We start from the raw sequence: 25655 nt of genomic DNA, 5'->3' as shown, positions 1-25655 counted from the left end.
AGCCTCGTCCGAATGCGGCGGCCAGACCGGCCACCGTGGACGAGTGTCATATACGGGCCTGATGCTCGACGTTCGTGGTTCCGAACTGAGCGATCAGGCGGCGGTACAGGTAGTTGGGCTCGTTGTTGATGTGCGACGAGCCGAAGAACGCGATCGACTGGCTGTTGTACTTGTTGCTGAACATGAGTGACTTGATGTCGCTGAACGCCCAGCCGGTGTCAGTTGGATCCGGCTGCGCATACGTCGAGAACGCGATGCCCTTCAAGCCAGCGCTCACGTTGCCCTCGGAGTTCGCGGCGTTGTCGTAAACGTTGCTCGCCGCAGCGAAGATCGCAGGCGTGGTGTCCGGGGCCGTGGCCTTCTTGATGCCGCCGCCGCCAAGCACGTAGTGCAGCGTGAGCGTAGTACCGCTCTTAGCGATAAGCGGGTGACCAACGAACCAGACCGGCTCAGTACCGCCGACCGTAACGTTCGCGGCCGCAGACCACACAGTGCCATCGTAGGTCGCGTACTGCAGCTTCTGGGCGACTACGTCGACGTACCAGACACGGAGTGCAGCACCGTTCTTGAGCACCGTCGGAGAGGTCATGCCACTCACGCCGGCGGGCTTGCCGAGATCGCCAACGTACGTCCACACCAGCATGTCTGGCGAGGTCGCGACGTGCATGTTGCCGGTTCCCGCGTCGACGAGGTAGGCGTAGTACGTGCCACCGTCATAGACGAAGTCACCTGTGTTGGCGAAGACATTGGCGGCGAGGGCCTTGGCGCCCAGGTCCGAGACACCGAGGAACGTGTAGCTGGACCGCTCCACAGGATCCGTGGCGCTGAACACGAGGCCGTCGAACGCGGCCGCAAGAGCAGGCGCTGTTCCCGGAAGACCGGCGAGAAGACCAAGGAGCGTCGCCTGATCGACCTTGTTGCCGTTCGTGGTGACCGTGTAGCTGCCGTCCGGCAACTTCATGGTGGCAAGACCGGAGAATCCTGTGTACGTCACGGTGCCGATCGTGTCACCAGCCGTGAACAGCGAGTAGAGCGTATCGGCGCCTACGACCGGACCGCGGGCAGCCACCATCGCAGCTGCGGCTTCGTCCATCGCCTGATCAAGGCCGATCGCCGACCAGGCACCGTCGCCGGTGCGCTTCCACGCGATGTCCGTCGCCGTGGGCCGCGCCGTATCGTTGTACCAGTCGTCGCCGTCGACGTTGGTTGCCTCAGGCACGCCGAGGCGACGTTCATTGTTGACGAGCTGATACGCCCCAGCTCCCTTAGCGCAGAGACCGCCGTCGTTCCACGGAGCCATGTGATCGCCGTAGATGTCGAGGACATTGCCGCTCGAATCGACATCTACGAGCTGACCGCAGCTCGCGGAACAGTACGGGCACGTGGTGTGATACGTTGCCGAAACTGCCGCCGCGTCAGCCCGTGAGGGGCGCGCGACGAAGTCGAGGCCCACGGCGCCCACGGCAGCCGCTGCCGCGCCGGCCTTCACAAAATCCCGGCGCGAGAGCTCGAACTTCCCTCCCTGATTCTTGTCCTTAGTAGCCATTCTCTTCCCTTCCATTCAGCGGGTCCGCAAAGAACCACTCAGGTCCTCTTGCGGGGACCACACAACGCGAGCACTGCTAGCACCGCCTCCTTTCTCACGCGTTGCAGCCGAATCCGGAAACAAAGAAACCGATCATGGGCATCGCACAGATGCACCTCATGATCGGTTCTCAGCCATATCGGACTGCCTCCCTTACCCGGAAAGTCAACCGCACACAAAGCCCCTGCCGGGGGGCCTGATGCAGGTCTCCTTTCCAATCCGGGAGGCGTCGTCGTTTCCTTCGACACCCTATCGGCCTGGCAGCCCTGGCGCGATTTCGCGCTGTAGGCCAGCAAGCTCGGAGACTATGTTTTTGCTATTCCTGCCTGTACGTCATCGCCAGCACTTCCACTTATTGTAACAATGGTTACAAGTTGAGCCGCTTGAGCGTACGCAACCACCCGCAGGGTGTCAATCCCAAGAAAGCATCACTCTCGACGAGCGGCACGAGAACGTCGCCGTACGGCAAACTCCCGGACGAAACGCTCGCCATCGACCACGGCGATACCCAAAGCGCGCGCGGCCTCTGCAAGCACCGAGTCCTCGGTGGCAAGCCGGCCGACACGCTCGGCCATGGTCAGGTAGATCGCCGTCTGCTCGTCCGCCCCGGACTTCTCGATGAAGTCCTGGACATCAGTGCGAGAGTACGGCTGACCGTCCAGCAGCTCCTCGAACCGGATGTCGCCGACCGAACGGTCGAGGTACTTCTCGTAGACCGGCTCGGTGACCACCCACTTCAGGTGGCGGTCATTCATCTGCGGAACGATGCCCGTCTCGATCGCGTTCATGAGGAAGTCCTCGGTCGTGACGAACGAGGTGCGCCGCCGGAACAGCGGGATCAGCAGCAGCAGAAGCGGCGACAGGCAAATACCCCACTCGACCGGCTCCTCCGGCAACACGATCGGCGGAATGATCCCGGTAGGCCAGCCCCAGACCTGCACCTGGGCGTTCTCGCGATCGCTCACGAACAAGCGGCCGGTCTCGTCGAGCGCGATGTCGCTCGGGAAGCGGAACCGCCCGAGTTCCATGCCGGGTCCGCCGAAGCCCGTGAGCCGTTCGCCATCAAGATCGTAGATGTCGATGGCATGCGCGAACGGATCCACGACACACAGACGCTGCTCGCGATCGACGACAAGGCCCAGCGGCGAGCCGGACGTATACACGAAGCGCTTGAACTCACCTTCGGGACTGAAGACCTGGACACGATGGTTGCTCATGTCCGAGACGAACACTTCGCCCTCGTCGGAGAACGCGATCCCGTTGGGGTAGTAGAAGCCGCCCGGCGACTCGGTCATCATGGTGGTCTGCACCGTCGTGCCCCAGCGCGCGACCTCGGTGCCCTCGGCATCGAACGCGACGATCTGGTGGTTCTGGCTCACACCCACGTCCGCCACCCAGAGGTTGCCGTCGGCATCGAACGCGAGCGCCATCGGGCCCCACGTATCCACGATGTCGCCCTTTGGGATGAACTCCCTCACGAACGAGCCGTCCTCGGGACTGAAGACGAAGACGGCCTTGAGGTGGCGGTCGGTCACCCATACGTTGCCGTCCGGCCCGATCGCGAGCCGCTGCGGAAGCCTGAGCTCGGTACCCTTGTCGCTGACGATCGCGCTGAACGAGAACAGGTAGTCGCCCTCGGTCGTGTAGGCCCGCACTACGCGGGCTCCCACGTCGATGACGAACAGACGGTCGTCCTCGTTCACCGCCACGCCGAGAGGCTGCAGGAGCGAATCCGCGCCCTCAGGCCCCGAGATGGCGTACAGGAACTCCGGTGCAGCCGTCTCCTCGCCTGTGAGCGCCTCCACTTGCGGGAACGGCAGCTGCCGGTTCGCCGCGTAGTACATCGCGGTCCACAGCAGCAGCATGAGAAACACCGAGAGTGCGAGCAGAAGCAGGATCCTGCGCATCTTGCTGCTCTTCCGCCTATCTGCAGCGAATTCGGAGATCGGCTTGGTCGGACGTTCGGTCACAAGTCACGCTCCTTCAAGCGTCACGAATCGCTGCCGAGGGCCGCAAGAGCCTCGACTGCCTCTTGGTCTTCGGGCACGAGATCGAGCACGCGCTCCCATGCCGCCTTCTCATCATCCGGGCTGAGCCCGATGGTCTTCAGCAAGCGCGCTACCTGTCGCGCGGCGTCGATGCTTGTCGGATCGAGCGCTGCTGCGATCCGTGCCTGGTGCAGCGCGGCACCCGGATCGGAATCAGCGAGCGACTCGGCCTTTTTCATACGGTCCTCGAACGGGCCGAGCGCCATGAGCTCGTCGATCGGCTCCTCGCGTCCCGGCGCGTTGTCGGCCGAGCGCCGGAACAGCTCAGCCGCGGTCGCCTCGTCGCCGTCCGCCAGGTAGAGCAACCCCAAGTCGTAGTTGGCCTCGGGCATGGTGGGCACGAACAGCAGTGCGGTTTCGAGCGACTCGCGCTGCTTGCTCACCGAATCGAGCTCCCGGTACGCCACCGCGAGTGCGTAGTGCGTGTCGGCGTCGGAGCGATTCATGCGGAGCGCCTCTTTGAGATACGCCACGGCGTCCTCGTACTCTGCCAGCTTGATGAGCACCGTGCCGTAGTAGTAGTAGGCCTTCTCAAGACGCTCGTCTTGGGACGCATACTCGTTCTTGGACATCACCTCGATGGCGTTCTGCCAGTACCCCTCGGCAGTGCGCCACTCCTCCTGCTGCATCGCCGTGAGAGCGAGACCGGTCAGGGCGAGCGGGTGATCGACTGACAGTTCGAGCGCCTTGTCGTACTGCTCGATCGCGTCAGCCGGCCGTCCGGTGTCGCGGTACGCGTCGCCGAGGAGTATGCGCGTCTCGGCGCTCTCCGGGTCGTCCCTGACTGCCTGCTCGAGACTATCAACCGCACGGGTGGCGATCGAGCTCTGGTCGGCCTGACGCTGACCCTGGAACACCGTGTAGGCGAGGAAGGCGAACGCGCCGATGACGAGCACGCCGACGATGCGGAGAGCCCAGGTCAACCACTGGTCGCGAGGTGAAAGTGATGCTGCCAAGCTTGGCCTCCAGGTATCCGGTGAGACTCCGTCAGATCAGGTCCGTGTGGCAACGGAGACACAGTTCGGCTCCGCGGTATGGCGCGATCAGGGTGCTCTGGTAGTCGAGCGCGCCGTGACACTCATAACAGACGCGCATGTCGTGCGGCCCGGTGGCGGGAGTGAGCACGTGGATGCCCGCCCGCCCGAACCCGATATGGCAGTCATCGCAGTAGTAGGGCTCGCCCTTCTTCTCGGGCAGGGCGACCTGGAAATGCACCGCGTGCTCGGCGAGACCGGCCACCTCGATGTCGGTGGGCGGCACCGTTGCCATCTCCTCGTGACAGTCTACGCAGTTCTCCAGCACGAGTGCCGTCGAACGCACGCTGTCGTGATGACAGTCCTGACACGCCTCACGGTCCGCATGGCACACCACGCAGTCCTCGGCGAGGTTGCCGTCGCCAGCGGCGTGATCGTTCAGCCACGTGACAGGGTGCGGCATCGTCGTTTGGTGGCACTGCTGGCAGAACTCGGACGTGTGGCAGACCACGCACATGCCCTTCTGTTCGAGGTAGAGCCTCCCGTGCTCCGCACTCCACTCGGGACCGACATGGTTCTCTGGGATGACTTGTTCGCTGACACGGTTGTCGGCAAGCACGACCCCGCCGTTGTGACATGCAACGCACGACTCTGGAGCGTGACACTGCGAACAGTATGCCGGGTCGTCGTTCGCGACCGTATTATGCTCTCCGGACAGGAACGCGACGGTATGATCCGGGGGTACCAACTCGAACTCGGCCGTGTGGCACTTCAGGCACTCGGCGGACGCCACTTCGCCATGATCGCTGTGCGTGAGCCCGTGACACCGCGTGCACTTGCGCATCTCGGGACGAAGCGTGCCGGACGTCCCGTGTGGGAACACCGGGTGGCATGTTTCGCACCGGTACGCGCGCTCGAGGTGCGCGTTGTGTCCGAATACGAGCCCCGGAACCGCGAAGTCGTCGAGGTCGGGGTGACAGTAGGCGCACTGCGAGATGTTCACCGGCGTCTCGGGCTCCACCGTGAACGTGGGACCCTCGACGATCACGGGCGTGGTGCTCAGGTAGATGGCGGGCATCGGCCCGATCTCGGGCGCCTCGGTCTGATGGCAGACGTCGCAGTCTTCGGGCGCGTTGTGGCACATCAGACACTCGTTCACGCCTTGCGCCGAGGCAAGCGCGTGTGGCTCCACCTTCCAGTCCTCGCCGTGCGAGGCCGGTCGCAGCGTGAAGTCAGCGGGGTGGCAGTCCGAGCACTCGCCGGAGGCGATGGCACCCATGCTGCCGTGGAACAGGCCGTGACAACTGAAGCAGGACGTCATCGGCGGAGTGGCCGAAGCGCCGTCGGCGTGCGCGGGCGTGGTGTGGCATGCGGTGCACTGCGTGAGCAGGTGTGACGCGTGATCGAACAGCACAGCGGGATTGCGGGATGCGCCCGCCTGCGGATGGCACGGCGCGCACACGTCACCGGTGGCGGACGCACCCACCGTGACGCTTTCGGGGGCACCGATGGCGACCATATGCGGGTACGCAAGCACGACCATGACGGCAGCCGCGAGTGCTGCCGTCATGGCTATCCAAAGGCGTGCTCGGTTCGCTCTTCGCATCTAGGCTGTTACGAGCCTCCATCCCCGATCGACAGGAACTTGAGGATCGGATTCTCTTTGCGCACGTCGGACTGACCGTGGATCATCTCGGCCGACTGGGTGATGAAGTCCTCAGAGGCATCGCCGTGCTGGTCGTGACAACCCGCGCAGGTGGCGGCGAGCTTGGTCTCGTTCGTGCTCGACTCGGGATTGCTCGACGGCTGCGCGGAGTGCGCCGGGTGGCAACCCCAGCATGCGGGTGCATCCAGCGAACCGGCCTTGTACGCGGCGCCGTGGTACGAGTCGCCGTAGTTGTCCCAGCGGTCCTCGTGGCAGTCCGCGCACATCTCCTCACCAGCAAGCTTGAGCTCATCAACCGCCGACTGCGTGTCGAGACGTCGGATATCGTGGCCGCCGTGGCACGAGCCGCACGTGGCCGAGGTGAGATCTCCGTCGGCGATCTTCATGCCGTGGATCGAGGCCTCATAGGCGGTCGCCTGGTCCTCGTTGCTGTCTTTGGTAGCGGTGTCATCGGTGTCGTGGCAGCCGGCCTTCCCACATGACAGACCTGCGTTCACCGACCAGATCTTGGTCTCGCCGACGACTTCGACATACGCGAAGTCCACGTGGCATTCGATGCACGCCAGGTCACGGTGCGCAGATTCGTCGAGGCCGGTGACCTGGAAGGACTGCACGCCGAGCGCCGAGGACTTGACCAGGTTGGGATTGCCGTGGCACGCCAGGCAACCAGAGCCGGCGTTGTACACCATCGGCTCCACCGGCGTCCACCAGACATCCTCCTCGGAGTGGCACGTGTCGCACTGCTGCTGCGTGTGGCACATCGAGCACTCGGAGATCAGGTTCTCGTTCGCGGGAGCCACATGCGGCTTATCCGCCCAGTTGGCCACATGCGATGCCGGGCGCAGCTCCTCGAACTTGTCGCCATGGCAGTCGGTACAGGTGCCGGTGGCAATCACGCTCTGCGGACCGTGGTTCAGGCCGTGGCAGTTGAAGCAGTCCTTCATCACCGGCAGATCGGTGCCCTCCGGGCGATGCGGGAACTCCGGGTGGCACGTTCTGCACTCATACGTGATGTGGTTGCCGTGGGTGAAGATGTAGTTGGGGTGCTTGTCAGTTTGCGAGTAGTTCGCGTGGCACGGAGTGCACTTGGACGCATACACGTCTCCCGTGATCTCGATCGTCACGGCGCGCGCCAGAAGCGGCGCGGCCACCATCACCGCCACGATAGCGGCGACGATCACGATCTTCTTGGCACTCATGCCGGTGAGTGTTCTGAATCGCTTGCCCATACCCCCAGACCCTGCCTTCTCTCGTTGGATGCACGCGTGCGCCTAGCTGTCATCGCCTCCGCCGAAGAGACGTCCAAGCGCATCGGTGATCGCCCTGAACAGCGAGTGGATCGGATTGTCTTCCTTGACCTGCTCCCGCGTGTGGATGAACTCCGCGTACTCCACGTACTTCTCGTCCACATTGGAGTGGCAGCCGTCCTGGCCGCAGGTCTCGATCAGGTGCGCCTCGTTCACGAGCGAGTCGCGGTTGTCGGACGGCTGGATGTCGTGCCAGCCGTGGCAGTCCCAGCACGCCGGCGCGTCTTCGGCGCCGAGCTTGTAGGCGGCACCGTGGTAGTAGTCGTGGTAGCTGTCCCAGTAGTCCTCGTGGCACCGGCCGCAGACCTCGAAGCCCTGGTCGTGTATCGCGGCGGTGCCTTTCTTGAAGTCCTCGCCACCAGCCTCGGTGAGCGCCATGATGTCGTGACCGCCGTGGCAGTCACCGCAGAGCGGACGCGGACCGACACTCGTCTCCTCGGAAGCCTGTGCCTCCGAGTCGACCGTTGGCCGGTGCACTCCGGTGCTGAACAAACGCGACTGCTCGTCGTGGCAGTTGCGGCAGGCGGTCTTGGCTGTTGTGGGCCAGTCGGTCGCACTGTGCGGCGCCGTGAAGGTGAAGTCGATGTGGCAGCCCACACACTGCTGATCGCCGTGCGTGGATGCCCCCATCGCCTCCTCGTTCACGTAGAAGCTGACGGCAGCGCCCTCGCGCACACGGATGAGCGCCGGGTCGCCGTGACAGACCATGCACCCCGACCGCGATTCGCTCGGCAGCGTGAAGTCGAGTTCGTAGGGCGCGGTGGCCGAAGTACCGGTCGACGGCGACGCCTCTTCGGCGTACGCAACCGAACTCAGACCACACGCAATCACGAAGAGGACCGCAACGGCCAGGCGCGGCACGCGAGGGTGCATCACGTCTCCTAGTCCGCTTCCGCGGCTGCAGCCACCGCCGGAGCGTGTGGCTCCTCGTGACCGTGACCGCCCTTGACGAGCTTGTCCTCCGGATACTTCTTGAAGCCGAAGAAGTCGAGGCTGATCGGCAGGTCCTCGGCAACCGCGAGGTAGATGTGGATCGTCGTCATGAGGATGAAGAGCCACGTGAGCGCGTAGTGGACGACCCGCACCCATGCGCCGGCGATGGCCACATCACCGAGCAGCGGCGCAAGCCACCAGCCCAGCAGGACCTCGCGTGGACTGAGCCCGAAGATGAACGGTTGCGTAAGCAGCGCGAGCCCGGTGAACCCCTGCGCGAGCATCATCGCAAGGAACAGCAGGTAGGACATCTTCTGCATCACGTTGTACTCGGCCACGTGCGGCTTGTTGTTCGAGAAGTAGCCATAGTACGCGAGCACACCAAGTGCAGACTGCATATCGCGCTTGGTGACGGCGAACTTCTTGTAGTCGCGGTCCTTGGAGAGGAACGCGTACCACAGCCGCCAGAAGAGGTTGAGAAGCACGATCGTCATCGCCACATAATGTATGTAGCGCATGGGGGTCCGCCAGCCATCGAAGGCGGGGAACCTGATCATGAGCCCGGTGAAGCCGAGGAGCACCATGGACACCAGATGGATCCAGTGCATGAGCTTCGGCAGTGCCACCGGGGTGTGATCGTGCTCGGGCCACTTGCCCTCGATGAACTTCTTGCGATATCTCCCCTTGGGCACGCTCAAAGAGAAATGAAACACCACAAACAAAAGGACGCCGATCCATAGTGCCAAGAAGACCGCGTCCATCCAGACGTTCACTTGCGCGAGAAGAATCGCAGACACCCCCTACCCGTAACAACGCCCGGACGGTGTCCGGACTGCTCGACTTGGGGTCAACGCCTACCATCGCCTCGCGTACATGGTGTGCCGGCACCCTGCACTCAAGAAACGTCCTCTTGGGCCGCCGACGCCGATGGGTCGCGTGACCTGTGCAAACCATATCGGCGCACCCGAGGTGTGTCAACGAATCGTTACGATTCGTCAGCACCGCTCTCGGGCCGAGGCGGCTGAATCTCCACGAGGGCGATGTCGAACGTGAGATCCTGACCGGCCAGCGGATGGTTGAAGTCCACGGTCACGTTGATCCGATCGGCGCTCACCTCGACCACGCGCCCCGTGAATTCGGTCCCGTCGTCCGCGAAGACGTTGAATATCCCACCCACCGGGGGCTCGCCCTCACCGAAGACATCGACGGGGACGACATCCCGTGCGCCCTCGATGTAGGGGCCGTAGGCTTCCTCGGCAGGAATGGTGATGGTGGCGCGCTCGCCGATCTCGAGCCCCACGACCGCCGCTTCGAACAGCGGCAACACGGTGCCGGCGCCGAGCGTGAAGCGAAGCGGTTCGCCGTCTGCGCTCGAATCGAAGACGCTTCCGTCGTCGAGCCGGCCTTCGTAGTCGACCGCGACCGTGTCACCCAGACCTGCCGCCATGAGGCGCCTCCTTGTTGACGAGCGTTAGTGCGATTTCGCTGATGCCGGGATGCTAGCACACCGCCGGAGCGGGGGGACTAGTCCGCTCCCAGCCCCGCAGCCCTGACGGCGCGTGCAACGGCCCAGGCCGCCGCACACTTCAGCAAGTCGATGACCACGAACGGCGCGACAGCCACGGCGAATGCATCGGCAGCGGTCCGCCCGGTCACCACCGCGAAGTACGCCCACCCCATCCCGTAGGTCACCACGATGAACGTCAGCAGCGCCAGCACGTCGGCCAGCCAGGGGCGCGGGCGCCGGGCCGCCCCGGCGAGTGCCGTGCGCACGAGCGCGCCCGCAGGAGCGCCTGCGAGGAACCCGAGAAGGAAGCCACCGGTGGGCCCGACGAGCACGCCCACACCCCCTGTGCCGCCGGAGAACACCGGGGCCCCCATCGCTCCCACCGCGAGGTAGGCGACGAGCGCGAGAAGCGCCTCGGCAGGGGTGAGCACGAGCACGGCGACAGCGATGACGAGCACCTGGAGCGTCACGGGGACCGGCCCGATCGGTACCGCGATGAGCGCGCCGGCCGCCACGAGGGCGGCCACAAGGGCGGCGCGCAGGAACAGGCGGGTGCGGGTACGGCGCATGCGGGTCCAATCGTAAACTGCTGCTGTGTGAGCGTTCACGATAGGAATCAGCCGCAGTCCCGTCAATCCCGCAGCGTAACCTCGCCCGCGTGGATCGCGGTCACGGTGCCCGCCCGGTCGAGCAGCAGCGCACCGTCGGGACCGATGCCGGCCACCATGCCTTCGGCCACCACCGCACCGGTGGCGTCCCGCACGGTGACCGTGAGCCCAGTGAGGGTGGCGCGCGCCGCATACTCCTGCGCGAGCGCATCGAACCCGCTCTCGAGGAACTCCCGGTAGGCGCCTGCGATGCCGTCCAGCACGCGGGCGGCCACCTCGGCGACGCGCGCCTCCGGCAGCTGCTCGCACACCCGTGCGCCGCGTTCGTGTGCGGGCGCCGAAACGTTCACGCCACAGCCGACCACCACCCACTCCACGCGATCGGCCTCGGCTGCCAGCTCGACTAAGATGCCGGCGAGCTTGCGCCCGGCGACCTCGAGGTCGTTCGGCCACTTGATGCCCGCCTCGATGCCAAGCGTCGCGAGACCGCGTGCCGCGCCGAGTGCCACCACGAGCGACAGCGGCGCGACCGCTGCCGGCGGCAGCGGAGGGCGAAGGATGCACGACACGTACGCGCCGCCTGCCGGGGACGCCCACTCCCGGTCGAACCGGCCGCGCCCGCCGGTCTGGTGCGCGGCGACCACGGCGGTCCCCTCCGGCGCGCCTGCGCGGGCGAGCCGCTTCGCCTCGTCGTTGGTGGAGCCGAGCTCGGCCGCGCCCTGGCAGGCCACCCAGAACGGGTCGGCCAGCCGGGGGCCGACCTCCTCGGGGAGACACACGTCGGGCGCCAGCTCGAGCCGGTAACCGGTACGCGATGCCGAAGCGATCCGGTAGCCGAGCGCACGCAGCGCGGCCACGTGCTTGCCGACTGCCACGCGCGAGATGCCGAGCGATGCGGCGATGGTCTCGCCGGAGATGCCACGCTCGCCCGCGCTGGTGAGCGCGGATGCGACCGCGGCTCTAGTCGAGAGCGTCAGCATCGTCTGCCCCGGGGGCCTCACCGTCGGTCTCGGCCAGTTCGGTCTCCTCCGCGTCCTCGTCCTCGCGCTCCTCGGCGAGTTCGGCGAACTTGTCCACACGACTGGCGATGAAGCGACGGCGCCCCCAGAACAGGAACGCGAGCATGGCCACGAGCAGAATCAGCCCTGCCCAGCCGATGTTGCGGGCAATCCTGAGGGCCTCGTCGAAGTTGTCGGCGAAGACGATGCCGAGCACCACCATGAGCGTGGTGTACATGAGCGCGCCGATGAACGTGTAGAGCTCGAAGATCCAGACGCGCATGCGCGAAACGCCCGCGATGACCGGGACGAAGTTCTTGAACCCGGCGGCGAACCGGGAGATGAGCACCGTCTTGTTGCCGTGCCGCTCGAAGTACTCCTCGGCAGCGGTGATGTGCTCCTCGTCGAAGAACCTGCTGCCCCACTTGAGCAGTGCTTCGCGACCGCCGCGCCTGCCGAACCAGTACGAGAGGTTGCTCCCCGTCATCGTGCCGACGAGCGAGGCGATCCCGACGAGCCACGCATTCAGGCCGCCCATCTCGGAGACGAACCCGGCGGCCATCACGACCGTCTCGCCCGGCGTGAACGAGCCGATCACGAAGAGGTTCTCCGAGATGGTGAAGAGCACGACGATGAGGTAGCCCCAGGCGTCGAGCGCGCGGAGGAACCAGTCGAGGAGCGCGAAGCCGGTCTCAGGCGCCATCACTCGGCCTCCGGTCCGGTGGCGGTGTCGGCCTCAGGGGCCGCCGCGGTGTCGATCACGGGCGCCGACCAGGTGACCCACTGGTCGAAGCGAGGATACAGGAGTGCGAGCCCGACAAGCGTCACGAGCAGCATGACGTAGTAGTCGCCGAGCTCACGCGTCATGAACGCGAGAACAGCGCCGACCACCGCCGGCGCAAGCGCGTAGATCACGAGCCGCCACGAGAGCGACGTGAGCGCTGCCGCGGTGAGCGGAGCCGAAGCGACCTCTCGCATGCGGGCGGTGCGGCCCATCATGACCGACGCCACCCCGACCGCCATGAACAGGTAGCGCATCGCACCTGCCGAGGGTGCCGGGTCGGTCCACCATGCGCTCGCCGCTCCCGCCTGGAGCGCTCCGGTGAGCGCGAGCGGAACGAGCAGCACGGGCACCGCCCGTCGCGTCCAGGAGAGGTAGGTGTCGCGGAGTGCCGGCTCGGTCACGTGCGATCCCTCGCGTCCAGTCCGAAGTCCAGCGGCCGCGCGAAGGTGAGCGCGCTCGTCGAGACGCGGTCCACGCCAGCCGCGGCAAGCGCGGGCAGCCGCTCGAAGGTGATGCGGCCCGATGCCTCGGTGAGACACACGCGCTTGCCCGCGGCCTCGCGCACCGCCTCCACCGCGATCGTGAGCGTCGCGTCGTCCATGTTGTCGAGCAGCACGTAGTCGGCGCCTGCCGAAGCCGCCTCGGCAGCCTGTGGCACGGTCTCCGCTTCGCACTCGACGAGCAGATTCGGATTCAAGCGCCTGGCGGCGGCCACGGCCTCGGCCACGCTGCCAGCGTGCGCGATGTGGTTGTCCTTGATGAGCACCATGTCGTAGAGACCGGCGCGGTGGTTATGCGCCCCGCCGACCCGCACGGCGTACTTCGAGAGCGCCCGGAGTCCGGGCAGCGTCTTGCGCGTGTCGGTCACGGCCAAGTCGGGTCCGGCCGCTCGCTGCCAGCGCCGCGCCTCGGTGGCGATGCCCGAGAGCACCATGAGCAGATTGAGCGCGGACCGCTCGCCCGCAAGCACGGTGCGCACCGAGCCCTCGATCTCCATCACGGGCATGCCCGGCGTCACATCCACCCCTTCGGCGACCGCGGGGTAGCACTCCACGTGGCTCGACGCGGCCGCCGCGAGCAGCTCGTACACGCGAGCGACTTGCGGAAGCCCACACACCACGCCCGCGTCGCGCGCAACGATCAGGCCGAAGAACGCCGTATCGCGCACGGTCGCCGAGGACGTCACGTCGAGGTCGAGGATCGAAGGAGCACCCACGCGGGGCGCAAGGATGCGGTCCGGCGCGATGCCGAGGTCCTCGGCGAGTGCGGCGGCGAGCAGCTCGTCGGAGGGCGGCGGCGTGAAGATCATGACGCGCCCCCGCCGGCAGCCACGTCGTCAGGCACCGGCTCCATGCGCGGCTCGGCGCCCTGGCGCCACACGATGTGCGACCGCCAGTGCTCGTCGTCGCGCTGGGGATGGTCGCTGCGGAAGTGCGTGCCGCGGCTCTCCTCGCGGACGAGCGCGGTCGAGACCACGAGCGCCGCGTTCACGAGCAGGTTGCGTGTCTCGATCGCATGCAGGTCCGTGCCACCGAGCCCGGACGCCAGCTCGGCGATCCCCTCGCTGGCACCTTCCAGCCCCTCGGCCGAACGCGTGACGCCCACATAGCGGCTCATCAGCAGCTGCAGGGCCGAGCGCACCGCGCGCTGGTCCGAGCCGATCGGCTCCCCGACGACGGCGTGGATCCGCCCCGGACGCGTGCGGGCGGCCTCGCCTTCGAGCGCGCGCACGATGCGCCGCGAGCACACGAGCCCCTCGAGGAGCGAGTTGCTCGCAAGCCGGTTGGCGCCGTGCAGACCGGAGGCCGCGCACTCGCCGGCTGCATAGAGCCCGGGGACGGACGTGTGGCCGTCGATGTCCACGCGCACCCCGCCGACGAGGTAGTGCGCCGCGGGCGCGACCGGGATGAGATCGCGCGACAGGTCGAAGCCCGCCTCGCGGCAGCCCTCGGTCACCGTCGGGAAGCGCTCGGCAAGGAACGCGGCGCCGAGGTGACGGGCATCGAGCCAGACGTTCGGGCGGCCGCAACGGTGCATCACGCGCTCGATTTCGCGGCTTACCACGTCGCGCGGCGCGAGCTCGGCGAGCGCGTGCAACTCGGGCATGAAGCGCTTCTGATCGCAGTCGAGCAGGTACGCGCCCTCCCCGCGGAGCGCCTCGGTGATGAGGAACTTCACGGTCGATGCGCTGTCGAGCGCGGTGGGATGGAACTGCACGAACTCCATATCGGCGATGTCCGCGCCCGCGCGCCATGCCGCCGCGATGCCGTCGCCGGTGGCCACGAGCGGGTTGGTCGTGACGCGGTAGATCTGACCGGCCCCGCCGCTCGCGAGGATGACCGCGTCCGCGTGAAGCGCCATGAGCGCATGCGAGCCGCTGTCCATCACGAGCGCGCCCGTGCATCGGCCGTCCTCGGTGAGGAGGTCCACGACGAACGCGTCTTCCACGAGCTTGATACCGCGCGTCTGCCGTACCACCGCCGAGAGCGTGTTCTGCACCTCGGCGCCGGTAGCGTCTCCCGAGTGCAGCACGCGCGGGAGGCTGTGCCCGCCCTCGCGGTGCAAGTCGACCTTGCCGGTTGCACCGCGGTCGAAGCGCACGCCGAGCGCCTGCAGTTCCGCGAGCGCGTCGGCCGCCTCGCTCACGACCGAGCGCACGACCGCGGTATCGCACAGGCCCTGCCCCACCACGAGCGTGTCGGCGAGGTGAAGTTCCACGGAGTCGGCCTCGCCCACCGCGCCGGCGATGCCGCCCTGCGCGTACCAGGTGTTGGCGTCGGTGACCTCGGACTTGGTGACGAGCGTGACGCTGCCGAGACGCGAGGCGTGGAGCGCCGCGGTGAGCCCGGCGATACCCGAGCCGATGATGAGCACGTCACTGCGCTCGGCCGGCATCGCGGCCGTATCGAATGACAGGACGTATCGCTGCTCCAGGAGCTCCGGCACGGCGGACACCATCGCGGTTACCCGATCGCCGTCATGCGCTCGAGCGAGCCGCGCGCCGCTGTCGCCACGTCATCCGGGACGACGACCGCTCCGGTCATGTCGCGGAGCGCGTCGCGCACGTGCTCGAGGCGCGTGAGCTTCATATTCGGACACAGCATCGGCGGCGTGAGGCCGATGAAGCGCGTATCGGGCGCCGCCTTCGCAAGGCCCGTGAGCAGACCGCCTTCGGTCACCACGATGATCTCAGGCTCTCCCGCCCTGGCCGCGTAGCGGATCATCTGGCTCGTGGAGAGCACCTCGTCGGCCTCGGCGCTCACCTCGGGGCGACACTCGGGATGCGCGATAACCGGAGCGCCCGGATGCGCGGCTTTCGCCGCGAGCACGATCTCGAGCGTCACGGCGTCGTGCACCGGACAGTAGCCGTCCCACAGGAGCATCTCCACCTCGGGCAGCTGCGCCGCGATCCACGCCCCGAGGTTCCGGTCCGGCCCGAACAGCACCTTGGGCGCCCCGAGCGAGCGGACGACTTCGACGGCGTTGGCCGACGTGCAGCACACGTCGGTGAGCGCTTTGACCTCTGCCGAGGTGTTCACATACATCACGACCGGCACACCGGGGTGCTCGGCCTTCCACGCGGCGAGCTGCGGCGCGGTGATCATATCGGCCATCGGGCAGCCGGCGTCAGCGCGCGGCAGCAGCACCGTCTTGCCGGGCGCGAGTATCGCCGCGGTCTCGGCCATGAACCGCACGCCCGCGAGCACGATCACCTGCGCGGCGACCGTTGCGGCGCGGCGCGCAAGCTCGAGCGAGTCGCCCACCACGTCGGCGACCGCCTGCACCTCGGCACGCTGGTAGTTGTGCGCGAAGATGACCGCACCGCGGTCGCGGGCGAGCACGCGCACCTCGGCGGGCATGACCGGAGCGTCTGCCATCTACACCACCTCCAGGGCGAGGTTGTCGATGAGTCGGGTGGCGCCCACCCTGGCCGCGATCAGCCCGCGCGCGGGGGCGGGGCCGATCGTGTCGAGCGGCTCGAGTGTGACGGCGTCGGCCACGACCGCGTAGTCGAGTGTTGCGAGCAGCTCGCTCTCGATCAGGCTGCGCATCGCGTCCTCGAGCACATGCGCGTCGCGCTCGCCGTCGAGCGCAAGCGTCTCGGCGCTGCGGAGCGCGCGGTAGAGCACGATCGCCGCTGCGCGCTCCTCACGCGAGAGGTAGACGTTGCGGCTCGACATCGCCAGCCCGTCGCACTCGCGCACGGTCGGACAGCCGACGACCTTCACCGGCAAGTCGAGGTCACGCACCATGCGCCGCAGCACGGCGAGCTGCTGGTAGTCTTTCTGGCCGAAGAACGCCAGGTCGGGGGCGGTGATGCTGAGAAGCTTGGTGACGACCGTGCAGACCCCGCGGAAGTGCGCAGGCCGCGTGGCGCCCTCGAGCACCGCGCCGAGCGGGCCCGGCTCGACCATCACCTCGGCATCCAGTGTGTACATCGCCTCGGTCGACGGCGTGAACACGAGGTCCACCCCTTCGGCGCCCAGCAAGTCGATATCCCGCGCCACGTCGCGCGGATACGCCTCGAAGTCCTCGCCCGGCGCGAACTGCGTCGGGTTCACGAAGACCGAGACCACCACGTAGTCCGCGCGCTCGCGGGCAGCGCTCACGAGCGACAGGTGCCCGTCGTGCAGAGCGCCCATCGTGGGGACGAGCGCGATGCGCTTGCCCTCGCGGCGCGCTTCGCCGACCGCCTGCCGCACCTCCTGCTTCGAGCCAAGGCGCTCCACGCGCTAGTCCTCTCCGTCGGTGAGCGGCAGCAGCCGCTCGAGTTCGGCGACGACCTCGGCGTCCAGGTGCGAGAAGTGAGCCTCACCGGGAAACGCCGCGGACCGCACGTCGGCGGCGTACGCCGCAACCGCCTTGGTGATCGCGCTGCCGACCTCGGCGTAGCGCTTCGCGTGCTTGGGCGTGAACGTGCCCAGGCCGAGGATGTCGTGGAAGACCTGCACCTGCCCGTCGCAGCCGGCGCCGGCGCCGATGCCGATCGTGGGGATCGTGAGTTCCTCGGAGATGAGCGCCGCGAGTTCGGCGGGCACGAGTTCGAGCACGACCGCGAACGCACCGGCCGCCTCGAGCGCGAGACAGTCCTCCACGAGGCGCACGGCGCTCTCGGTGTCGCGCCCTTGCAGCTTGTAGCCGCCGAAGACGTTCACGGACTGCGGCGTGAGGCCCACGTGGCCCATCACGGGGATGCCGGCGTCGGTCATGAGGCCCACAAGCTCGGCAACCGCCACGCCGCCCTCGAGCTTGACGGCGTGCGCACCTGCCTCGGCGAGGAAACGGCCCGCGTTGCGCAGGGCATCCTCGGCGCTCGCCTGGTAGCTCATGAAGGGCATGTCGGCCACCACGAGCACCCGCGAGGTGCCGCGCGAGACCGCCGAAGTGGCGCGCACCATGTCGTCCATCGTGACCGGCAGGGTGCTGTCGTAGCCGAGGACGGTCATGCCGAGGGAGTCGCCAACGAGCACGGCGTCCACGCCGGCCGCCTCCACCAGACGTGCCCCCGGCGCGTCGTAGGCGGTGATCATCACGATCGGCTCGCCGGCGGCCTTCATCGCGACCAGACCGGTGGTGGTGACCCGCGCAACGGGCCCCGAAGCCGGTGTGCTACTCATCGTCTGCTCCCTCCCAGCGGTCCCGGCCGCTTCATCGGTCCAGGCCGCCTCCGAAAAACGGAGCACGAGTATACACCGGCGCAGCGGCGGGAGCGTGGCGGAGACGCGATCAGAACCCGCCTTCGTCACCTTCGTCGGAGTCGCCTTCGGTGGCATTCACCAGCCGGACAGCGTCCTCAGGCGACGGGCTGGCCGCGCGCACCGCCGCGAGCAGTTCGCGGGCGCGCGGGGCGAGCGGCGGCGGCACGAGCAGCCGGTACAGCCGCGGCAGCGCCCAGGGACTGTACTCCTGCTGCGGGGGCAGTGGATCCCAGCCATACGGGATCCCCTCCTGCTCAAGCACTGCGGCGTCGAACAGCAAGTCGAGCGCGAACGATGTGCCCTGACCTGCGGAGAACCGCCGGGCGGCGACCTCTTCCCACGCCCCGAACTCGTCGCCGTACCCATGCGCGCCAGCCCATCCGCCGACGGGCGGCGTGACCTCACTGAAGCCGGGGACCGGCCCGAGCGACGCGGTGATGCGTCCTTCGGTGGCGCGATCGCGCGTGACTGGAGAGCCGTCCGGCCACTCGGCATGCGGCGCGATCTCCAGAAGCGGCGTCACGGCAAAGTCGCGCTCGGCCAGGCGAGGGTGGGGCACCGTGAGCTCGGGCGTCTGCCACTCGTCATCGCCGTAGAGCAGTAGGTCGAGGTCGATGATGCGCGGCCCGTTGCGTTCGGCCGTGACCCTGCCGAGGGCCGTCTCGAGCTCTCTCAGCAGGCCGAGGAAGCGGTCGGCAGGAATCGCCGTCGCAACGCGCGCCACGGCGTTGGCGAACAGCGGCTGGTCGGTCACGCCCCACGGCGTGGACTCGACGACGTTGGAGACCGAAACGACCCGGGTCTCGTCGAGCGCTTCGATGGCCTCGAGCGCACGCGCGAGGTTGAGGAGGCGATCGCCGAGGTTGCTGCCGAGCCCCACGTACGCATCAGTCATCGCTCGCTCCTTCGATCGCGTGCGCCACCACGAGCGCCTGCACGGTGTCCGCGACATCGTGCACGCGCACGATGTCCGCGCCGTGGTGCGCCGACCACACCGCCGCGGCCACGCTCCCCGCAAGGCGGCGGTCGGGGCGGACCTCGCCGGTGAGCTCGCCGATGAAGCGCTTACGCGACGCGCCGACGAGCACGGGATAGCCGAGCACAGCGATCTCGGGGAGGCGCCGCAGCAGTTCGAGGTTGTGCGCGGTCGTCTTCCCGAAACCTATCCCCGGATCGAGTGCGATCCGGTCGCGGGCCACGCCGGCGCTCTCGAGTTCCGCCGCCCGTTTCGAGAGATAGTCGCGCACCTCGGCAACCACGTCGGTATAGACCGGCTCGTCCTGCATCGTCTTGGGCTCGCCGAGCATGTGCATCACCACGAGGCCGGCCTCGCAGCGAGCGGCGAGCGCCACCATCGCCGGGTCGCGAAAGCCCGAGATGTCGTTCACGATGCTCGCCCCTTCGCGGACACACGCCGAAGCGACCTCGGCATGCCGCGTGTCGATCGAGACCGGGATATCGAGACAGTGCACGAGCGCGGTGATCACCGACAACACGCGCGCGAGTTCGGCGCGGGGCGGTACGGCGCCGGAACCCGGCCGCGTCGATTCACCGCCCACATCGATGACATCTGCGCCGACATCGGCGAGCCCGCGGGCGTGCTCGACGGCGACGAGCGGATCGGCGAACCGGCCACCGTCCGAGAATGAGTCGGGCGTGACGTTCACGATGCCCATCACGAGCGTGTGGTCGAGCGACAGCCGGAAGGCCCCGCAGCGCCACGTGCGCGAGGCGGGCGCGTTCGTCATCGTGCGCCCTTGATGAGGCTCATCGCCTCGGCACGCGTGGCGGGATTGCGCTCGAAGATGCCGCGCACCGCCGAGGTCGTGGTGACCGCGCCCGGCTTCTGCACGCCGCGCATCGACATGCACAGATGCTCGGCCTCGATGACCACGAGCACGCCGGTGGGGTCGAGCTGCTCGACGAGCGTCTCGGCGATCTGCGACGTCATCCGCTCCTGCACCTGCGGCCGCTTCGCGAACACGTCGACGAGCCGCGCGATCTTCGAAAGCCCGCAGATCCGCCCGTTCTTGCCGGGAATGTAGGCGACGTGCGCGCGACCCAGGAACGGCAGCAGGTGATGCTCGCACACCGAGTACAGCGGGATGTCGCGGATCAGCACCATCTCCTGGTGGCCTTCATTGAAGGTGACCTGGAAGTGCTCGGACGCGTCTTGCCCGAGACCCGCGAAGATCTCCTCGTACATGTCGGCCACGCGACGCGGCGTGTCGAGCAGCCCCTCGCGAGACGGCTCTTCTCCGATGCCATCGAGGATGAGACGAACGCCTTGTTCGATCTTGGCACGATCCATGGAGTCCCCCGGGGGCCGGCGTCACTGCCTGGATTGTACCCGCAGGCGCTCAGATGCGCTCCGTTACCCAGCGCACGACCGCTGCGACCGCCGCCGCACTTGCCGGCGCGATACCCTCGGTCGACGCTTCGGGTGCAATGAACGCGCGGGCGACGCCGGTGTCGTAGGGCACCTCGGCGATCAGCCCGAGACCCTCGTCTTGGACGCGGGCGCGCATCCGCTCGGCACCCGTGTTGGACAGGTCGGCCTTGTTGAGCACCACGCCCACCGGCACGCGCAGGTGTCTGGCGAGCGTGAGCAGACGAAGCAGATCGTGCTCCCCCGAAAGCGTGGGCTCGGTCACCGCGATGAGCAGGTCGGTGTTGGTGATGGCGGCTATCGCAGGACACCCCACCCCCGGTGGTCCATCGATGAGCATCAGCCCGGCGCTGTCCCGATCCGCGAGCGCGTCAGCGCGCCCGCGCACCTCGGTCACCAGCTTGCCGGAGAGGTCCTCCCCCGGCGCAAGGCGGCCGAACGTCATGCTGCCCACGTCGGTTCGCGCGTGGCACACTTCGCCTGCCTGCGAGGGCTGCATCGTGATGGCGCCGAAGGGACAGGCAGGTACGCAAGCTCCACAACCCTCGCATGCCCAGCGGTCGATCTCGAAGGCGCGCACGCGGGGGAAGCCATCGGCGGTACCAACCGCATCGAATCGGCAGACAGGCACGCAGGCGCCACAACCGCGGCACGCGGCTGCGTCGATAGCGGCCGACGAGGCCCCCGCGAACGGCTCGCACTCGATCTCCCGCGCCGCAAGGGCGATCGGGAGATTCGCCGCCTCCACGTCGCAGTCGGCCAGCACGAGCGGCACCACGGCGGCCATCTCGCGGGCGACGAGAGCCGTGAGCGTGGTCTTGCCCGTGCCGCCCTTGCCCGACGCGAACACCACCCGCTTCACTGGTCACTCTCCGTCGTCAGGCCGAGCACCGCGGACCACAGTCCCCCGAACCATGCCGCGCCCTCGGGATGCTCGTCCACGACGAGTCCGCCATCGGCGTAGATCGCCGCCACCGCTCGATCGAACGGAATCCGGGCGAGCAGAGGCAGCGACTCGCGCTCACAGTAGGCTGCGATGTCGGTGCCTCCCACGCCGTCGCGGTTGATGACGACACCCATCGGGACCTCCATGTCGCGACCCAACTCGACAGCAAGTTCGAGGTCGTGCAGTCCGAAGGGAGTCGGCTCGGTCACGAGCACGAGCACATCGGCGTCGCGCACCGCAGCCACCGCCGCGCACGCGACACCGGGTGGTGCATCCAGCACCGTCACCGCGCGATTCAGGATCTTCGCCCGGCCGCGCGCAGCGCGGACCAGCGTGGGCGTCTTCACCTCACCGACATCGAGCCTGCCGGTGACGACATCAAGGCCGGCCGGGGCCACCAGCGAACGCTCGGCTGCACCCCACTCGACCTCACCGACGCGCCGCCGCTCCTCGGTGATCGCGTGCGGGGTACACACGCGCACGCACGCGCCGCATCCGTGACACAGCTCGGGGAACACGAGTACCTTCCCGCCGAGGATCCTGATCGCACCGTACGCGCAGGATTCCCGGCAGGCGCCACAGAGCACGCACGCCTCCTGGTCCACGACCGGGAGAGGAACCTCTGCGGGGGCCACCTGTGGCGCTTCAGGCGCCAGGAAGAGGGCATCGTTGGGTGCGTCCGCATCGCAGTCAACGAGCGCCACGGGGGACCCCGCGCGAGCTGCCACGACACTCAGGTTCGTCGCGACGAGCGTCTTGCCGGTGCCGCCCTTGCCCGAGGCGATCGCCACGGTCAAGTGCGCGGGGATAAGACCGAGCGAGGACATCTGCTAGTGGCCGCCGCACACGTACGACGGGTCGATGAGCTCGACCTCGTCCGCGAGCATGGCGTCGATGACCTCGGACACCACGGGACGGGTGTTATCGAAGTAGACGGCGATGCCCGCGTCGGTGAACCCGGCGAGCGGACGCCCGCCGATGCCGGCGACCACGAGCGCGTTCACTCCCTCGCCCGCCAGCAGGTTGACCGGCCGGAGGCAGCCGCCCTCCTCGTGCGGCGGGTTGCCCACGATGCGCACGCCCACCACGGCCCCGTCCTCGATCTCCACCACGGTGAAACAGTCGCAGCGCCCGAAGTGGCCCGACCGCTCGCAGTCCAGTCCACCCGCGCCGTTGGTGGGCACCGCCAGTACGATTCGTCCGTTCTCAGTCACGCGTCGGTCCTTTCATCGGGCCGGCCTCAGCCGGCGTGTGCTTCTCCTGCTTCGGTGAGCGCCGGCAACTCCCCGGCCGCGAACGCCGCTACCGCGCTGCGCACCGTCATGCCGCTGCCGTTGTAGCCGGGGATCTCCGCCGCCTTGAGCGCGGCGAACGCTTTCGGTCCGAGGTGGCCGGTGATCACGGCCGTGGCACCGTGGTCCGACACGGTCTCGGCGGCCGCGATCCCGGCGCCCTGCAGCGCGTTCATGTTCGTGGCGTTGTCCACGGCCTCTCCGGTATCGGAGTCCGTGTCCGCGATGACGAAGTAGCGCGCCCGGCCGAAGTGGTCGTCGACGCGGTCGTCGAGCGACGTGCCGAGCGATGAGACTGCGACTTTCATCCGTCCTGCCCCTCTCCGCGGCCGGCAGCGCCTTCCGAGGCACCCCGCGCCGCACCTATGAGTACTTCGAGCGCACGTCGGCGCTCTTCCAGATGGCCGACCCAGTGTTCGAGCAGCGCACGCCCGTCGTCGGTGATGCGGTACGAACGGCGCTGCGGCCCACTGCCGCCGTCCTGCCACTCGGAGGTGACGAATCCGTCCTCTTCCAAACGTCGGAGCAAGCGGTAGAGACCGCCGGCGTCCGGCACCACTTCGCCGCCGGTCGCATCCTCGATCGCCCGCACCAGGTCGTATCCGTAGCCTTCCGACCGGGCGAGGACCGCAAGCAGCGCGGGTTCGACGAACGCCCCGCGCCCCGCGCCCACACCGCGTCGGGTGCCATCGCCTGACTCACAGCAGCGCCTGCGCCGAAGACCGGGCACGGCACCCGCCACCGGCGCGTCGTCTCCGTGCTCGTGTTCGGCTGTGCTCATCGGCGGCCTCTCTCATTCGTGTGACTAGATGTATAGAACATATATATGACTTGGTCAACCGCTTCCGACAAGAGAGGCGCCGCCCTGTGCGGGCGACGCCTCTCATCGAAACCCGACGCGGTGCGGCGGGGCCTAGTCGCTGATACCGGTCGTCGACACGTCCACGATCGGGCGCGGATCGGACGGGGGCTCTTCGGCAGCCGGCGCCTCCTCGACGGACGGCGTAACCTCGGTCTGCTTGCTCTTCTTCGGCTTGGGCGTCGCGGCCTCTTCGGCCTCGCGCTGCTTCTCGAGCTCTAGGTGCTCGGCCCAGCGCCCGTCGAGCAGCGCCTCGAGTTCGCCCTTGTCCACCGTCTCGCGCTCCACGAGCACGTCGGCCATCAGATCGAGCAGCTCGCGGCGCTCGGTGAGGATCTTGAAGGCGGTGTCGTACGCCTCGTCGATCAGGCGACGCACCTCCTTGTCGATCTCGAACGCGATCTCCTGCGAGTAGTTCGCCTGCGCCGAGAAATCGCGGCCGAGGAAGACCTCGTGCGCACCTTCGCCGAGCATCATCGGACCGAGCTTCTCGCTCATTCCATACTGCGTGACCATCTGCCGCGCCAGCTTGGTGGCGCGCTCGATATCGTTGCTCGCGCCGGTGGTGATGTCGCCGATGGCGATCGCCTCGGCCACGCGCCCACCGAGCATCATCGCAATGTCGTCGAGCATCTCACCGCGCGCCGAGAGGAACTTGTCCTCCACCGGAAGCGCGAGGGTGTAGCCGAGCGCACGACCGCGGCTGATGATGCTGATCTTGTGAATCGGGTCGGTGTTGGGCAGGACGTGCCCCACGAGTGCATGACCCGACTCGTGGTACGCGATGATGCGCTTCTCCTTTTCGGAGATGATGCGGCTCTTCTTCTCGGGACCGGCGATGACGCGCTCGATGGAGTCCTCGAGCTCCACCATGTCGATCTCCTTCTTGCCGTGACGCGCAGCCAGCAGCGCGGCCTCGTTCACGAGGTTGGCGAGATCGGCGCCGGTGAAGCCGGGCGTGCGGCGCGCAAGAACCTCGAGGTCGATGTCCGGGCCGAGCGGCTTGCCGCGCGAGTGGATCTTGAGGATCTCGTGACGGCCCTTGAGGTCGGGACGATCGACGAGGATCTGCCGGTCGAATCGGCCCGGACGAAGCAGTGCCGAGTCGAGCACGTCGGGGCGGTTGGTGGCCGCCATGATGATGACGTTGTCCTTGATGTCGAAGCCGTCCATCTCCACAAGCAGCTGGTTGAGCGTCTGCTCACGCTCATCGTGCCCGCCGCCGAGACCCGCGCCGCGCATCCGACCCACGGCGTCGAGCTCGTCGATGAAGACGATGCAGGGACTCGCGGCCTTCGCCTGCTCGAACAGGTCGCGCACACGGCTCGCACCCACGCCGACGAACATCTCAACGAAGTCCGAGCCTGAGATGGTGAAGAACGGAACGCCCGCCTCACCCGCGACCGCGCGGGCCAGCAGCGTCTTGCCGGTTCCCGGAGGGCCGACGAGCAGAACGCCCTTCGGGATCTTCGCACCGAGCGCCTGGAACTTGCCGGGGTTGGCGAGGAACTCCTTGATCTCCTCAAGCTCCTCCACCGCTTCGTCCACACCCGCGACGTCTTTGAACGTGATGCGCGGCTGATCGCGCGTGATGCGCTTCGCCCGGCTCTTGCCGAACGACATCACCTTTGAGTTGCCACCCTGCATCTGGTTCATGAGCCAGAACAGCATGACGGCGATGAGGATCACCGGGATGATCGTGCCGAGCACACTCAGCCAGACCGAACTGTCCTGCATGTTGACCGTGTATCCGTCGCTTGGCGGGTTCTCGTCAAGCGCCGTCGTGAGCGCCGTGCTGTCGAGGTAGGTCGTCGTGAACTCGACCGGCTCCTCGGCGTCTTGCGTCGCTTCGTCGGGATAGTACTCGCCGTCTACGACCTGCGTGCGCGCGAAGACCTCCGCCGAGACGACCCTGTCCTCCGCAAGCGCCGCCAGGAACTCGGAACTCTCGAGTGGCACGATCTCAGCCGGAGCGAGTGACCGGGCCAGGAACAGCAGCGCCAGCACGATAAGCAGGAGGTAGAGAAGCGCGGTTCTCAGATTGCGGTTCACTCGGGGCA

At 67.5% G+C, this 25655-nt stretch carries 26 protein-coding genes and 1 riboswitch; all 26 genes read right to left on the bottom strand.

What is annotated here, in order from left to right:
- Positions 1 to 46 precede the first annotated feature (46 nt).
- The gene (locus Q7W51_11595) at positions 47 to 1546 is read right to left on the bottom strand and encodes a twin-arginine translocation signal domain-containing protein (GenBank protein ID MDO8849018.1); all 1500 of its coding nucleotides are present in this window, start codon (positions 1544 to 1546) and stop codon (positions 47 to 49) included.
- Between the two features lie 230 nt (positions 1547 to 1776).
- A riboswitch (molybdenum cofactor riboswitch) is annotated at positions 1777 to 1901 on the bottom strand.
- A gap of 112 nt (positions 1902 to 2013) precedes the next feature.
- The gene (locus Q7W51_11590; GenBank protein ID MDO8849017.1) at positions 2014 to 3555 is read right to left on the bottom strand and encodes an NHL repeat-containing protein; all 1542 of its coding nucleotides are present in this window, start codon (positions 3553 to 3555) and stop codon (positions 2014 to 2016) included.
- Positions 3556 to 3575: 20 nt separating this feature from the next.
- Positions 3576 to 4589: a tetratricopeptide repeat protein gene (locus Q7W51_11585; GenBank protein ID MDO8849016.1), complete on the bottom strand. Its 1014-nt coding sequence runs from the start codon at positions 4587 to 4589 to the stop codon at positions 3576 to 3578.
- Positions 4590 to 4620: 31 nt separating this feature from the next.
- Positions 4621 to 6177: a hypothetical protein gene (locus Q7W51_11580; GenBank protein MDO8849015.1), complete on the bottom strand. Its 1557-nt coding sequence runs from the start codon at positions 6175 to 6177 to the stop codon at positions 4621 to 4623.
- Between the two features lie 44 nt (positions 6178 to 6221).
- The gene (locus Q7W51_11575) at positions 6222 to 7502 is read right to left on the bottom strand and encodes a multiheme c-type cytochrome (GenBank protein ID MDO8849014.1); all 1281 of its coding nucleotides are present in this window, start codon (positions 7500 to 7502) and stop codon (positions 6222 to 6224) included.
- Positions 7503 to 7544: 42 nt separating this feature from the next.
- Positions 7545 to 8453 carry a hypothetical protein gene (locus Q7W51_11570; GenBank protein MDO8849013.1) on the bottom strand — a complete coding sequence of 303 codons (909 nt, stop codon included), beginning with the start codon at positions 8451 to 8453 and terminating at the stop codon, positions 7545 to 7547.
- 8 nt (positions 8454 to 8461) lie between these two features.
- A complete protein-coding gene (locus tag Q7W51_11565) occupies positions 8462 to 9310 on the bottom strand; it encodes a cytochrome b/b6 domain-containing protein (protein MDO8849012.1) in 849 nt (282 codons plus the stop codon).
- Positions 9311 to 9498: 188 nt separating this feature from the next.
- On the bottom strand, positions 9499 to 9960 hold the full coding sequence (locus Q7W51_11560) for a peptidylprolyl isomerase (protein MDO8849011.1): 462 nt from the start codon (positions 9958 to 9960) through the stop codon (positions 9499 to 9501).
- A 77-nt stretch (positions 9961 to 10037) separates the two neighbouring features.
- Positions 10038 to 10589, bottom strand: coding sequence for a biotin transporter BioY (locus Q7W51_11555; GenBank protein ID MDO8849010.1), 552 nt, complete (start codon positions 10587 to 10589; stop codon positions 10038 to 10040).
- A 62-nt stretch (positions 10590 to 10651) separates the two neighbouring features.
- On the bottom strand, positions 10652 to 11608 hold the full coding sequence (locus tag Q7W51_11550) for a biotin--[acetyl-CoA-carboxylase] ligase (protein ID MDO8849009.1): 957 nt from the start codon (positions 11606 to 11608) through the stop codon (positions 10652 to 10654).
- Positions 11589 to 12329, bottom strand: a complete 741-nt coding sequence (locus Q7W51_11545; GenBank protein MDO8849008.1) for a DedA family protein — start codon at positions 12327 to 12329, stop codon at positions 11589 to 11591. The genes Q7W51_11550 and Q7W51_11545 overlap by 20 nt, the downstream gene beginning before the upstream one ends.
- Positions 12329 to 12811 (bottom strand): hypothetical protein, encoded by a 483-nt coding sequence (locus Q7W51_11540; protein MDO8849007.1) that lies wholly within the window; start codon positions 12809 to 12811, stop codon positions 12329 to 12331. The genes Q7W51_11545 and Q7W51_11540 overlap by 1 nt, the downstream gene beginning before the upstream one ends.
- Entirely contained in the window at positions 12808 to 13719 is a 912-nt protein-coding gene (gene nadC, locus Q7W51_11535) for a carboxylating nicotinate-nucleotide diphosphorylase (protein ID MDO8849006.1), read from the bottom strand. Before nadC ends, Q7W51_11540 begins: the two co-directional genes overlap by 4 nt.
- Complete coding sequence (nadB, locus tag Q7W51_11530) at positions 13716 to 15368, bottom strand: L-aspartate oxidase (protein ID MDO8849005.1); 1653 nt, start codon at positions 15366 to 15368, stop codon at positions 13716 to 13718. The genes nadC and nadB overlap by 4 nt, the downstream gene beginning before the upstream one ends.
- A gap of 5 nt (positions 15369 to 15373) precedes the next feature.
- On the bottom strand, positions 15374 to 16288 hold the full coding sequence (gene nadA / locus Q7W51_11525) for a quinolinate synthase NadA (GenBank protein ID MDO8849004.1): 915 nt from the start codon (positions 16286 to 16288) through the stop codon (positions 15374 to 15376).
- Positions 16289 to 17140, bottom strand: coding sequence for a pantoate--beta-alanine ligase (panC, locus tag Q7W51_11520; protein MDO8849003.1), 852 nt, complete (start codon positions 17138 to 17140; stop codon positions 16289 to 16291).
- A 3-nt stretch (positions 17141 to 17143) separates the two neighbouring features.
- On the bottom strand, positions 17144 to 18028 hold the full coding sequence (panB, locus tag Q7W51_11515) for a 3-methyl-2-oxobutanoate hydroxymethyltransferase (protein MDO8849002.1): 885 nt from the start codon (positions 18026 to 18028) through the stop codon (positions 17144 to 17146).
- Between the two features lie 109 nt (positions 18029 to 18137).
- Positions 18138 to 19004, bottom strand: coding sequence for a 2-amino-4-hydroxy-6-hydroxymethyldihydropteridine diphosphokinase (gene folK, locus Q7W51_11510; GenBank protein MDO8849001.1), 867 nt, complete (start codon positions 19002 to 19004; stop codon positions 18138 to 18140).
- On the bottom strand, positions 18997 to 19857 hold the full coding sequence (folP, locus tag Q7W51_11505; protein MDO8849000.1) for a dihydropteroate synthase: 861 nt from the start codon (positions 19855 to 19857) through the stop codon (positions 18997 to 18999). Before folP ends, folK begins: the two co-directional genes overlap by 8 nt.
- A complete protein-coding gene (gene folE / locus Q7W51_11500; GenBank protein MDO8848999.1) occupies positions 19854 to 20420 on the bottom strand; it encodes a GTP cyclohydrolase I FolE in 567 nt (188 codons plus the stop codon). Before folE ends, folP begins: the two co-directional genes overlap by 4 nt.
- 49 nt (positions 20421 to 20469) lie before the next feature.
- Positions 20470 to 21360, bottom strand: coding sequence for an ATP-binding protein (locus Q7W51_11495; protein ID MDO8848998.1), 891 nt, complete (start codon positions 21358 to 21360; stop codon positions 20470 to 20472).
- Positions 21357 to 22271, bottom strand: a complete 915-nt coding sequence (locus Q7W51_11490) for an ATP-binding protein (protein MDO8848997.1) — start codon at positions 22269 to 22271, stop codon at positions 21357 to 21359. The genes Q7W51_11495 and Q7W51_11490 overlap by 4 nt, the downstream gene beginning before the upstream one ends.
- Positions 22272 to 22274: 3 nt before the next feature.
- Complete coding sequence (locus Q7W51_11485; GenBank protein MDO8848996.1) at positions 22275 to 22658, bottom strand: NifB/NifX family molybdenum-iron cluster-binding protein; 384 nt, start codon at positions 22656 to 22658, stop codon at positions 22275 to 22277.
- 26 nt (positions 22659 to 22684) lie between these two features.
- Positions 22685 to 23044, bottom strand: a complete 360-nt coding sequence (locus tag Q7W51_11480; GenBank protein ID MDO8848995.1) for a NifB/NifX family molybdenum-iron cluster-binding protein — start codon at positions 23042 to 23044, stop codon at positions 22685 to 22687.
- A complete protein-coding gene (locus Q7W51_11475; protein ID MDO8848994.1) occupies positions 23041 to 23517 on the bottom strand; it encodes a PadR family transcriptional regulator in 477 nt (158 codons plus the stop codon). The genes Q7W51_11480 and Q7W51_11475 overlap by 4 nt, the downstream gene beginning before the upstream one ends.
- Positions 23518 to 23649: 132 nt before the next feature.
- On the bottom strand, positions 23650 to 25647 hold the full coding sequence (ftsH, locus tag Q7W51_11470; protein MDO8848993.1) for an ATP-dependent zinc metalloprotease FtsH: 1998 nt from the start codon (positions 25645 to 25647) through the stop codon (positions 23650 to 23652).
- Positions 25648 to 25655: the final 8 nt, after the last annotated feature.

This window comes from Coriobacteriia bacterium (assembly GCA_030652115.1).
Classification (GTDB): Bacteria; Actinomycetota; Coriobacteriia; order Anaerosomatales; family Anaerosomataceae; genus UBA6100.
This window is presented reverse-complemented; position numbering and strand designations above follow the sequence as displayed.